Source organism: Geobacillus sp. LYN3, from assembly GCF_003064505.1.
GTDB lineage: Bacteria > Bacillota > Bacilli > Bacillales > Anoxybacillaceae > Parageobacillus_B > Parageobacillus_B toebii.
Genome location: NZ_QCWL01000001.1, coordinates 1,707,192 through 1,719,492, shown reverse-complemented (window position 1 = coordinate 1,719,492; position 12,301 = coordinate 1,707,192). Strand labels below are relative to the sequence as shown.

At 42.5% G+C, this 12,301-nt stretch carries 11 protein-coding genes; 2 read left to right on the top strand and 9 right to left on the bottom strand.

Annotation, left to right across the window (positions count from 1 at the left end):
- Positions 1 to 224: 224 nt before the first annotated feature.
- The 5 genes from DCC82_RS08970 to DCC82_RS08950 form a co-directional block, all read right to left on the bottom strand.
- Positions 225 to 1,481 (bottom strand): exo-beta-N-acetylmuramidase NamZ family protein, encoded by a 1,257-nt coding sequence (locus DCC82_RS08970; protein ID WP_097354421.1) that lies wholly within the window; start codon positions 1,479 to 1,481, stop codon positions 225 to 227.
- 16 nt (positions 1,482 to 1,497) lie between these two features.
- The gene (gene nagZ / locus DCC82_RS08965; RefSeq protein ID WP_015863671.1) at positions 1,498 to 3,594 is read right to left on the bottom strand and encodes a beta-N-acetylhexosaminidase; all 2,097 of its coding nucleotides are present in this window, start codon (positions 3,592 to 3,594) and stop codon (positions 1,498 to 1,500) included.
- A 19-nt stretch (positions 3,595 to 3,613) separates the two neighbouring features.
- On the bottom strand, positions 3,614 to 5,338 hold the full coding sequence (locus tag DCC82_RS08960; protein ID WP_097354420.1) for a serine hydrolase domain-containing protein: 1,725 nt from the start codon (positions 5,336 to 5,338) through the stop codon (positions 3,614 to 3,616).
- Between the two features lie 428 nt (positions 5,339 to 5,766).
- Positions 5,767 to 7,878, bottom strand: a complete 2,112-nt coding sequence (locus tag DCC82_RS08955) for a GDYXXLXY domain-containing protein (protein WP_015863669.1) — start codon at positions 7,876 to 7,878, stop codon at positions 5,767 to 5,769.
- Positions 7,879 to 8,180: 302 nt separating this feature from the next.
- Positions 8,181 to 8,819 carry a phosphatase PAP2 family protein gene (locus DCC82_RS08950; RefSeq protein ID WP_097354419.1) on the bottom strand — a complete coding sequence of 213 codons (639 nt, stop codon included), beginning with the start codon at positions 8,817 to 8,819 and terminating at the stop codon, positions 8,181 to 8,183.
- A gap of 647 nt (positions 8,820 to 9,466) precedes the next feature.
- Here DCC82_RS08950 and DCC82_RS08945 point away from each other — a divergent pair.
- Together DCC82_RS08945 and DCC82_RS08940 are read left to right on the top strand one after the other, a co-directional pair.
- Positions 9,467 to 9,790, top strand: coding sequence for a hypothetical protein (locus DCC82_RS08945; RefSeq protein WP_233252956.1), 324 nt, complete (start codon positions 9,467 to 9,469; stop codon positions 9,788 to 9,790).
- On the top strand, positions 9,732 to 10,415 hold the full coding sequence (locus DCC82_RS08940; protein WP_081189801.1) for a hypothetical protein: 684 nt from the start codon (positions 9,732 to 9,734) through the stop codon (positions 10,413 to 10,415). Before DCC82_RS08945 ends, DCC82_RS08940 begins: the two co-directional genes overlap by 59 nt.
- 96 nt (positions 10,416 to 10,511) lie before the next feature.
- On the opposite strand, the gene DCC82_RS08935 is transcribed toward DCC82_RS08940, so the two are convergent.
- The 4 genes from DCC82_RS08935 to DCC82_RS08920 are packed head-to-tail and all read right to left on the bottom strand — an operon-like array spanning position 10,512 to position 11,910.
- Complete coding sequence (locus tag DCC82_RS08935; RefSeq protein ID WP_062755391.1) at positions 10,512 to 10,940, bottom strand: DUF6884 domain-containing protein; 429 nt, start codon at positions 10,938 to 10,940, stop codon at positions 10,512 to 10,514.
- Positions 10,941 to 10,947: 7 nt separating this feature from the next.
- Positions 10,948 to 11,325, bottom strand: a complete 378-nt coding sequence (locus DCC82_RS08930) for a hypothetical protein (RefSeq protein ID WP_097354418.1) — start codon at positions 11,323 to 11,325, stop codon at positions 10,948 to 10,950.
- Between the two features lie 44 nt (positions 11,326 to 11,369).
- Complete coding sequence (locus DCC82_RS08925) at positions 11,370 to 11,702, bottom strand: hypothetical protein (protein WP_097354417.1); 333 nt, start codon at positions 11,700 to 11,702, stop codon at positions 11,370 to 11,372.
- Positions 11,692 to 11,910 carry a hypothetical protein gene (locus tag DCC82_RS08920; protein WP_097354416.1) on the bottom strand — a complete coding sequence of 73 codons (219 nt, stop codon included), beginning with the start codon at positions 11,908 to 11,910 and terminating at the stop codon, positions 11,692 to 11,694. The genes DCC82_RS08925 and DCC82_RS08920 overlap by 11 nt, the downstream gene beginning before the upstream one ends.
- Between the last annotated feature and the right edge of the window lie 391 nt (positions 11,911 to 12,301).

Sequence of the window (12,301 nt, the reverse complement as noted above, 5' to 3'; positions counted from 1 at the left end):
CGTAAGGGGTACCCTGTTTGTCTCTCTAACCATGGAAATTATTGTAATGAAAAATGCTCATCTACAGTATATAAGCTAAATTTGAAAATTCTACTTCTTGTGATCCATTTTTCGACTACGCTTATGCATGACGAGAACAAGTCCGTTGATTTGCCCTCGTTACATTATTTTATTCGCTGGTTTTGAAGTCTTCTCACATAAAAAAAGAGAGGGTCCCCCTCTCATTAGTAAAGCAAGTATTGCTTTCTGATCTTCATAAATGCTTCTACATCTTTCTCCCATTTTTGTTTCATTTCATCCACTGATATCCCGTCTTCTATTGCCTGACGCACCCACCCATTGCCAATGAGCTGATCGAAAAATGAAATGCCTTGGCTGTTTTCTTTGCTGAAAGCAAATTGATCTGGATATAAATCATGGATGGTTTTCACAATCGACAAACCTGTTTCTACCGGTTTAAACGCATCACGGTTTGTGACATGAATTTGGATGCCGTGTGTTAATTTTCCGCTATGTTTCGAAAAGGTCGGCGTGAAACTTGCCGGACGGAAAACAACCCCTGGCAGATGCAGAGCGTTTAGTTTCTCCGCTAATTCGATGCTGTCGATAAACGGAGCACCAATAAGTTCAAACGGCTTTGTCGTTCCTCTGCCTTCCGATACATTCGTTCCTTCGATCAAAGCCGCTCCCGGGTACACAAGCGCGGTATCTAATGTTGGCATATTTGGAGACGGCAATACCCATTGAAGCCGTGTATCGTCGTAATACATGGAACGCTTCCAGCCTTTCATTTTCACGACCGTTACATCGGCTCCGATGCCAAACTCTTCGTTAAATAATAAGGCTAATTCGCCAACTGTCATCCCATGGCGCAATGGAATCGGATACATGCCGACAAAAGAGGAATACTTCGGATCGAGTACAGGTCCCTCTACTTTCGTGCCGCCTAACGGATTTGGCCTATCTAACACGATAAATGGGATATTGTTTTCTTTTGCCGCTTGCATCGCGTACGCCATCGTATAAATGTACGTATAGAACCGTGTTCCGACATCCTGAATATCAAAAAGAAGCACATCGACTCCTTTCAACATCTCCGGCGTCGGTTTTTTCGTCGGTCCATATAAACTGTATACAGGAAGACCGGTTTTTTCATCGATATAAAACGGAACATATTCCCCAGCTTGAGCGCTGCCGCGCACGCCATGTTCCGGACCGTATAAAGCGACAAGCTCGACGTCAGGGTCATTGTACAGGAGATCCACCACACTGTTTAGGCGTTGGTCGACGCCAGTTGGATTGGTAATGAGCCCAACCCGTTTTCCTTTGATTAAATGCTTTTGCTCCTTTAGCAGCACTTCCACACCAAGCTCTAATTTTTTGTTCTTTTTCTCTTCTGATGGCCCTTTTGCCAATACGCCGCTAAACAGTGACAAACTCAAGATCACTGCCGAAACAACCATCCACCATCGCTTTCGCATAAAATCGCCCCCCTTTTTAGTAAGTGAGACCATGGCCGTATTCGTACAGCACGCCGCCATCGTAACTCGGAATGGTTACTGGAAGTTTGCCAGTCGGTGTATTTACTCCGAAAATCGTATCCACTGCCGCTTGGAAACTTGCCTGCTGAAAACCATACTGCGCAAGATAGGCATCCACATGCGGATAGGCCATCACATCATACGGATTGCGAATCCCGATTGCGATGACAGGAGCATCCGTATTTGCGAAAATTTGCTGCACCATTTTCATTTGCGGGCTAGAAGGCAGCCTTCCTGATACATTCAATGTATACGTGCCGACAATGACCGCATCTGCTTCTTTCACTTTTTGCAGCTGCGCCTCATTTAAAGGAGCAGACGCTTGGATCACAGCCGCGTTTGGAACATAGGTTCGCACTGCTTTCTCTAATGATGCAATCATCGTATTTCCTACAACGACGAGATTGTTCACTTTGCTTGTTTGAAGCGGCAATACATGGTCGTTTTTCACTAGTGTAATCGATTTAGCCGCTGCCTCGGCTTCCACTTGTTTATGCTCTTGCGAACCGACAACACGCAATGCTTGGTCGATGATTTGCTGCATATCAGGCGGTGTTTCTTGTTTAAAAATGCCGCGTTTCACTTTTAACGTTAAAATTCGCTTTACAGAGGCGTTGATGCGTTCTTGCGAAATGCCACCGTTTTGCACGGCTTTCTTTAATCCGTTTGCCACTTCTTCCAGCCCCACCGGCATGAGTACAATATCAGCACCAGCTTGAACCGCTCTTACCGCCGCATCCACCGGTCCAAAGTGGTCGCTAATCGCTTTCATATTCATCGCATCGGTAATAATGACACCGTCAAAGCCCATTTCTTCACGCATTAACTCGGTTAGCACTTTATACGACAAAGTAGCAGGAAGCGAAATTGCCGTGCCGTCTTTTTGCGAAATCACCTTTGTATCATCGACTTTCGGGAATGTGACATGAGCGGTCATAACCGCGTCAATTCCCGCTTCCATTGCTTTTTGAAACGGATACAGTTCGACTTTTTGAAGCCGGTCGCGATCGTGCGATACTTCCGGCAACCCAAGATGGGAATCGACAGCGGTATCTCCATGTCCTGGGAAATGTTTGGCTGTAGCGGCAACTCCGCTGTCTTGCAATCCTTTGATATAAGATACCCCTAGTTCCGCGACAAGCTCTGGATTTTCTCCAAACGAACGAACGCCGATCACCGGATTATCCGGATTATTGTTTACGTCCAATACAGGTGCCAAGTTCATGTTAATTCCCAGCGCATGTAATTCTTCTCCAATCGCATGCCCTACTTTCCAGGCAAGCTCTTTCGATCGTGTCGCCCCTAATGCCATATTTCCCGGCATATTTGTCCCTGACTGCAGCCGCGTCACAATGCCGCCTTCCTGGTCTATCGATATAAGCAAACCGAACTTTTCAGCTGCCTGCTGATAGTCCGCGACGAGCTTTGCCGTCTGCTCCGTCGTCACCACATTTTCACGGAATAAAATGATGCCGCCAAGATGATACTTCTGTATGAGTTCCTTAATTTCCGGAAGCATATCAGTGACAGGCTTCCCATTGAAATTGCGAAAATCCGGCATCAGCATTTGGCCGATTTTTTCTTCCAACGTTAAGCCATCTATCGCTTTTTGAATGATGTTATAGCGGCTTCCCTTTTCTTTGACAACGGTCACTTTCATGTTCTGTTTGCTGTTTTTTTGCGATGCAGGAGCGGTTTTGACCTTAAAAGCGATGCGGTCTTTCCGTTTTCCGTCTGTCACCGTAATAAACGTTCTTCCGTTTTTTCCGAAGAAAGTAACAACACCATGATCATCAACGGCAGCTACCGTTTTATTGGATGATTTCCATCTTATCCCTTCTGTTGCTTCGGTGAAATATCCTTCCTGATGAACATGAAGGGCCCGCAATGAAAGCTGATTTCCGTTTATCTTCACGTCTACTTCAGGAATGTTTTGGTAAATGATTAAATCGGCCGTTGTTTCCTCCGCGTTCGCTGATGGCGAAGCCCACGGGACAAAAAGCATCATCACCGCTATCACTGCTGCCGTTATTTTTTTGTAAAATGACAACATTTTTTCTCCTCCCCCTAAGTTAGTTAGAACGTTGTTCCCATTCGCTGCTTTCCCATGCTACCGGTATTTTTTTGCCACTGTCATCGGTAAGACGAATATTCGATACATACCAACCACGTCCGTTGACAGAAGCATCGGTATGATAGCGAAAACGAATGGAGGTGGTATGCGCCGGAATCGTAACAGTTTTAGTCACCCAATCTCCGCCGCTACCCGTCAACAACTCTCCGACTTGCGTCCAGTGAGTGCCGTCTGATGATACTTCCACCACTCCGAAATCAACGTTCGGTTCCATTCGATGCCACGTATCAAACGTTAATGTTGCTTGTTCGTTTAATGTTACATTTGTCGATAGTGCTGCGTTCAAGCCGTCACCGTACCCCGCGAACCAGGCTCGTTCTTTCCCCGGTATTGCAACCGGAATGGCATCGGCCGTTAAACGGGCGATTTTCCTGCGAAGCGGGTTCGTTGACACGGTATTCCGCGTAGGATGAACGCGATTCGTCAGTAAAATAGCAATCACGTTGTTATTCGGGCTTACGACCATCGATGTGCCGGTATATCCCGTATGCCCTAGCGTCGTACTTTCCGAAAGCGCATCCATGTACCATCCTTGGGCAAGTTCCCATCCCAATCCATGGTCATCGCCAGGAAATTGCGGAATTTGATTTTCCATTAATAAGCGGACGGTCTCTGGCTGTAGGATTCGCTTTCCACCGTATGTTCCGTTTTGCAAAAACATCGAAGCAAAAATTGCTAAATCATGAGCGGTGGAAAACACTCCCGCATGGCCAGCCACTCCATCCAACGCCCACGCATTTTCATCGTGGACTTCTCCCCAGACAAGCCCTCGCCCAGTCCATGGCTGATATTCCGTAGCGGCAATTCGCGTCTTTAATGGTGGAGGAGGATTATACATCGTATCGTTCATACCGAGCGGTTTCGTAATGTATTTGTACACAAACTGATCAAGGCGCAAACCGGACAGCCGCTCCACCAGCGCACCTAGTGTAATCATGTTCAAATCGCTGTATGTATACGTGGTGCCTGGCGGATTTTTAAGCGGCTGCGCAAACACGATTTGCAAGCGGTCATTCCGATTGGTTCCCATTTGATACAACGGAATCCACGGCGCAAAACCTGAGGTATGGGTCATTAACTGACGAATGGTTACTTTTTCTTTCCCATTTTGCGCAAATTCCGGGATGTATTTAGCGACAGGATCATCTAAAGAAAACTTTCCTTGCTCATATAGTTTCATCGCTGCGGTAGTCGTAAACAGTTTACTGATGGAAGCTAAATCGAAAATAGTATCTTCCCGCATCGATATCGGCTGTTCCGGTTCGGTAAACGAATCGTCCTCATATCGCTTCGCGTATCCATACGCCTCATGTTTGACAATGATTCCTCTCCGAACGACATAAACAACCGCTCCCGGTATGACACGGTCACGCATCGCCTGTTCTATTACTTGATCGATTTCCCGCAAAGGTTCTTTCCTCATCCCAGCTGCTTTAGGCGATCCTGGGTGAATAACCGCAGAAATCGGGCCGGGATGGTCCCAGGAAAAAGGTGTTTGTATTTTTATTTTTGATTGAGCTGTTTTGTACACTTTCTTTTCCGTTTGCTCCATCGTGGGAGATGAATGTTTATAGGATGCTGCTAAAACGGGTGGAGATGCAGAAAATATAACCGAGCCTAATAATACGGACGACAAAATGAGCGAAACAGACTGTTTGTTCATCAGCAACCTCCTTTTCCTTGAAATAACTAGTAAACGAAAAAAGCGCATTTCTCCTGGTGCATTGTCTTGAGGCGAAAAAAGCAGGAGCCAATGTTGAAGCAGAGATGTTGGAAGGGTTTTCATTTTTTGATAATAGAATATCAGTTTATGGTATAGTTGTATATACCACCTTGCACCCAATTTTATGTAGGAAAATTTTCATAATTTTCCTTTTAATCATTCATGATAAAAAAGAAAAAGACCGATCCCAAAGCAATTTATGCTTTTGAATCAGCCCATCAAAATACATAAAAAAACTTTGTGAAAAGGAGAATAATAATTCTGTTTGTGATTCCCCTATCACCTAAATTATTAGCCTATACAGAAAAAAAGATCTCTAACTATAAACTTTTTTGCCTACAAAAAACAGGAGCTGAATCACTCCTGTCTTATTGGCCGCGAACCTCCTCCAACAACGCATCACCTGTTTCGCTAACTCGCACGTACGCAAAGCGCGTCCGTTCTTGCAAATTCATTCCCTCACCCTCTGGTACAAAGTAAGATTCGATGCCGTAAACAATCGTATTGCCATAAAGCGTTCCGTTTACTAACACATCTCCTTCTTGCCGAACGTATCCTTCTTGTTTTTTCCCGTTCATCGAATATACGTGTACAAACCGATGCACGCCATCGTTATCCTTCCGCAAGACGACCTGCACTTTGCCGCGTCCGTCTATATGCGGAATCGTCGAAATATCATAGCGAAGACGGACATAGTCCCCTTGCAATAAGGAACGCGGATCAATTGGTTCTAGTTCGAGCTTTACCACTTCTCCATTGCGCAAATGTTGTTCCTTATCCCATACAACATAACCGGCAAATATCGTTTGCGCCGCGATGGCAACCAATAAAGGCGCCCATTTGCGATACAACTTGCGAGTGTCACTAGGACGAAGCAGCCCTTTTCGTTTTTCCAGCACCGCTGTTCCGATGAAAAACAAAAGTCCCGCAAGTAGCAGACTCATCGACTTATCCAACAAATCCCAAGCGAATTCATAATACTTGAAAAAAAGAAACAGCCAAAAATAACCCCAAACGATCAAATGCTCGTAACGTTCTTTTTGAATAGGCGGCGCAAAAAGGAGAGCGATGATCGTTACTGCAAAAAATGCATTGGCGATCACATACCAAACATCTGCTTCAAAGAAGTCTATGCTTGTTAATAGAAACGCTCCTAGTCCTAATGTGAGCGGCAATAGACGAGATTCTTTTTTTCGTTGGAGAAACAAATAAAGGCATACGTTCAATACAACGACAACAAGCAAGGCAAGACGTGCTTCATCCGTCCAATGATCCATGATCATCGCTGTATATAATGATAAAGCCATATTCGTAAGCGATCGAATTCCCGCTTCAGCGGATAATAGATAGCATACAAGAAGAACGATGCTGTAGGCGGTAAGCAAAACCGTCGATATTTCCAACGCCGTTATCGCCCCTAAACCGTAACCGGTCGCAAGCAACGTATATCGTACTGCCGGATTCCAGTCCCGCCCCCACATCGCAGGCATAACAAACCCAATGACCGATGCCGCAAATAACAAATTCATCGAAGGCGATTCCGTCCATATCGCGAGAAGCCCCATAATGCTCGCAATCGCAATCAATGAAGCAACAAACGTGACAATGACTTGAAAGACAATAAGAAAAATACGGCCTTTTTCCCCTTCACTGGAAATGTTTTTCACTCGTCTCAACAAATATACGCTTGCGTACACAATCGCTGCTGAAAGAACTAACCCGCCAAGCAAAAATCCCGTTTCAAAATGCTCACCAACAAAACGAAAATATTCTACAACAAGAAATGCCCCCGCAAATAAACTCGTTAACAATACATAAATGCGCCTTTTCTCCACCGCGAAAAAGTAGTAAAAGAAACCGATCAATAAAAGCACATAAACATACGGCCACCATTCAACATAATGATAAGCAAGCTTATGAAAGTAAATGACAAACAGCCAGCCATGCATCGCAGCGTACGCAAGATACGATACGATGGCAGATCGATGAAAGACGAACACGACTCCATTTACAATCGCAAACAGCAGCAGTATCAAAAAAGATTCCCATTCTCCTCTTACAATTCCATAAGAAGACGGAAAATAATAAAACCAGAACGTCAGCTCCATCAGTACAACACTAAGGACAGAAAGCAATTCGTACTTTGTCAGCCACGCCAATACGACGGTTGGAACGAGCCAAATGAAAAATAACCAGTAGCTGTCCGCGTGCGAATTATAAATTTGCCCGATGAGCGCCATCGTAATTCCAAATGCCACCGCCCCAGCGACAAAGAACCACCTTCCCAAAAAATCATGACGCTTCATGCCATACGCGAAAATCGCGCTTGTTCCGTAAAACAGCCACATGAGCCCGATGCTTAACCCTACCTTTTCTAAACGATCCATTCCTTGCCAATTGGAAGCAAAAAAATAAATAACAGCGGATAGGGTCAATGCCACACCTAATAAGTATCCCGTCTTTACAACCCGTTCCGTCACGACTTTCCCCCCAAATCTTTTTCGAAAGCGTTTATCATAATCATTTTATGAGAACTCATCGATATGTTGTGTTCATAAACAGCCTAAATCTCTATACGGAATAATCTAAATAGCCAAGCATCCGTAAAGTCAGATTTGCATAATCTCCATCATAAAGCAACTATCCAGCTCATTCAGTCAGAAATAATAAGAATAGTCTGTTTTTTCATTCTACCATACCGAAACGACAAGAAACATAAAAAACAGAAGCAAACGCTTCTGTTTTTTCCTGAGGACCACAGCCTTTTCTCGCTTTTACTCGGTCATGAGTCATGTTTCGGTTTCATTCCAACCATTGAAACACGAGGAAAATTCCTTTTCAAACGTTGATAAACAGCAACACAAAGCGAAAGATACGCACAAGCCAACAAAAACCCTGCCAAAACGTCAGACGGATAGTGAACTTGAAGGCTTAGACGGCTAAGCCCTGTCAATAGCGCAAGAAGGCCGAAAATGAAAAAAATTGCCCACCGTTGTGATGCTTTCTTTACTTCTTTGCTTAGAAAGTACGCGATCAACAATAAATAAATGCTGCCGACCATCGCGTGGCCGCTTGGAAAGCTAAACCCGTGCACCCCTTGCGCAAATGGCGGCCGCGCCCGCCCGACAAGATCCTTAATGAACGTGTTCAGCCCGTAACCGCCGCCGACAGCGACCAACACAAGCACCATGCCGTAATAATCGCGCTTGCGAAGCCATAAAAACAACACTAGCAGGATGCTCGCAATGCCGATGAAATAGCCATAGCCTAATATCGTAAAGCCATCCAACCAGTCCCATGAATCAAACATTTGCAGCAGCCGCTCATCTATCTCATTGGTCGCCCCCGACGCCACCGCGGCCCATATGGCAAGAAACAGAAGAAAACTAAGTGCAGATACGGATAGAAGACATTTGTTCATGTTCGTGCTCCTTGCTTTTATTTTTTATCTAAATTATAACTCAACTTTGGTCATTTGTTAGGTAAGATCTAGTAATCATATAAAACAGCTCAAAAACCTCTCATAATACAATATTAGCTATTGTCTTCTAAAACAAGTAGGAGAGGGGGCTGCCCATCGCCCTCTCACACCACCGTACGTACCGTTCAGTATACGTCTGCTTTATTTACTTGGCATTACCTTCGGCAGAAAGAGCTTTATTTTGTTGCGGCAAACTTCCCCAATAATACCTAGCCTCCTATGAAGTTCGTATTCCGCAGGCTGGAAGTTTGCCGCCTGCTTCCTACCGATTCCACGTCGCCACGGACACCCTTGCGTTAGGTTAGCCGCTACTTCTGCCTTCGCGGTTTGGGACTCTCCTTCTATAGACTGCCCTCATACCAAGCACACAAAAAGAAACTCCCCATTCAGGCGCGTTTCTTTTACAAATACAGGCTGATTGAATAGTTTTTTCAAAATTCAAATAGGTATTTTTTATCATAATTTTTATGAAGAAAATGATTCGAAATCCTTAATTTTCCTGTTTCATATTTCTTGGAAAACAAACGCTGTGTAAAATATATAATGAATTCCATATTTTCTATAAACAGTAGTTATTTTGAAGGAAGATGAATGAATATGGAGATTCCACTTTTGTGGGCGCCGTCGCTGACTGGCTGGATTCCCTTGGCAAATTCAACGGCGGGCTTACTGTTGCAAAAGGATTACTTGCAGTTCACGTTCTCGGTACCGGTTTATTAACTTTAGCGAAAGATGCGAAAGGAAATTTTATTATCAAAACATCGCCAGCGTGGGTAAAAGGAGCAAATAAAAAATACGAATCAAAGCTTGCAGAAAGAATCTATCAATTATTAGAAAAAGGAGATATATACCATGAGAAATGGACTTCCACATTCTCAAGCCAAACAACAATCAAACTCACCAGTAAATAAAGAAACGGAAATATTTTCGTTGAAAAGAGGCATTCGCTTCTTTTTGCAAAGTCACCTTTTTCTCTTATTCATTATATTTCTATTTCTAATCAACAAAAATCAGTGGACAAATAATGCATTTGTAACCTTTTCCACGTTTTTCTCTGGTTTTGAACTTTTCTTTATTTTACTGTTTCTTCCCTCTTGCTTTGTCCCTAACCTACCAACACTGAGCATACATCGCATCATTCAGGCTATAACAAAAAAACGGGAAAGAAATGAATGGGTGGGGATGGCTATTGCATTTATCATTTTTACCCTAGTTTCTTTAATTTTTCTCCCAGCCAACATTCCTTACCCTAGTACTTATGTACAATTTTGGCTAGCATCTAATATAATGTTCGCATTAATATCTGTCCTTTTCCAACGTCTTGTCTTTTTTTATTATGATGCAGCTGTCAAAGCTAAACCAAAAAGTGTATTAGATTATTTTTATAAGTATTGTGGATTATTTATGCTTGGTTTTTGTTATTATATTCAACAAATTTTATCCCGTATGCCATTATTGCTGAACAAACTGTTTGCTATTTTATTTCTTCTCATCGTAGTATGGCAATTTTTTATGGTTGTTGGTATCTTTAACTGAAATATATCCAATTAGTTTTACCCCATAATCGTTGTATTTTGACAATGAGCCTCTTTAGGAAAGGAAAAACGAACACAAAAGAAACGATCCGCTTATCTACGAATGAATTTCATTTAGCGCTTTATTATAAAACTCGAGTTGTTCGCCGATTTTCATGCCTTGCAACGGTACCCGGCATCTTATTCCTTGACTTTCAAGCATTGGAATGAGATAATGCCGATATTTTTTGCCGGCGAAAAAATCGACTTCTGTTGGATGGATCGCTTTTAGTTGTTGAAATACTTTCTCTGACCACGCTATTATTTCTGGCGCTTTCATTTGATTGAGCGTCACATCATACGGATCAATGACCATGTCTTTTGGAAGCAATCCATATTTAGCGGAAAGAATAAACCAATCGTCATATCCTTTTTTCTCGACAAATGCTACCGCTTTGGTAAATAAAGAAGATGGTTCATACATTTCCTTTGCCGCACAAGGATAACTTCTCTTTTTTTTCGTACAACTAATTAGTGCGATTTTCATCTTTACTTCATCCCCCTTCTCTTTTTAATACATGGATAACCGCATTACTGCGGACTTTCTTTCCATATTGCTCAAGCAATTTTTCCAGCTCGCTCATCAATTCTTGGCTGCGAATAGATTCTTTTGGAAGCTTCACAAACCATTGCTTCAACACTTTTTCCGTATCTATTCCTGTTTTTCCTTTTCCTCTTGCATATTTGTCGGTATTCATATCTTTATATCCTATATATTTGCTTGGACCGAAAGCTTGCAAATCAGAAATGTAATACCAATGTTTGAATTGTGTTAGTTGTTGAACAATATCTGTTTCATTTTGCAAATCTTTATTAAACTGTTTTACATTTTCTAGTACCTCTTCTAATGATGAAACTAATACGGCTTCCATAGATTTCAATCCTTTCTTCTATAATTCTCATAAATATCTCTTTGCTATCTTTGTAATGAAAACAACTCTAACCATTCTTTTTGTTCATTAGTTAACGTGTATATCGGATTTTTGGAAGAAGGAAAAATCTCCGCATCCTCCCAATATCGCCCGGCGACGCTTGTCGCTATCCCAATTTTGACATTGCGCGCTTTCAGTTGCTCTAACAGCGCTGAAGCCTCAAATAAATAAACGTAGGAAATACACCACGGTCTCGTCCATCCACGGGAGGAAGCCGCTGAACGCAAATCTCCTGTCAATAGTAAATAATAATCAGGCAGCCCATTCGGATTTATATCTAACAATCTTTCGTTTTTTGTATAAAACTTAATATTCACCGTTTTCCCTTTTTAGATTCCCTTTGGTAAAATATCCGTCAAATCCTTTATTAGAAGCCGAATCCACTAACGAAATGCCGAAAACTTTCGCAGCGATATACTCTCCAACATGTCCGATTAACGCCAGGCGCCCAATTATTTCTGTTATTTTTCTTTCTATTCTATTTTTTTGTTCGATCAATCGTGCTAATTCATATAATTCTTGCATACTACCTATCTTCCCAAAAATCTAATATGCTTTTTCGTCTGTCTTGGGGTCACAAAAAAGTTTTCATACAAATCACCTAGTCCACATGGATTTTTTATCAACATTTTCTATTTAAATATTGTCCAATAATGTAACAAAGAAGAAAAAATTAAATCCACGCTAAAGAACGCGCGTGAGTAGAACCAGCAATTAATAAGAAACTGTACTAAAGCAGATTCTCTACAGAAAAATAAAAAGAGACACGAACCCGATTCCTTGATTAGAAATAGATGTGTCACCATACCATTCCCACAAGGAGGTTCATGCCTCATGAATAGACTCCTGAATCCGTGATGGTTGGAAATCAACTTTGATTTTGGTGTTAGTTCTATGGATATATGATCCATACATC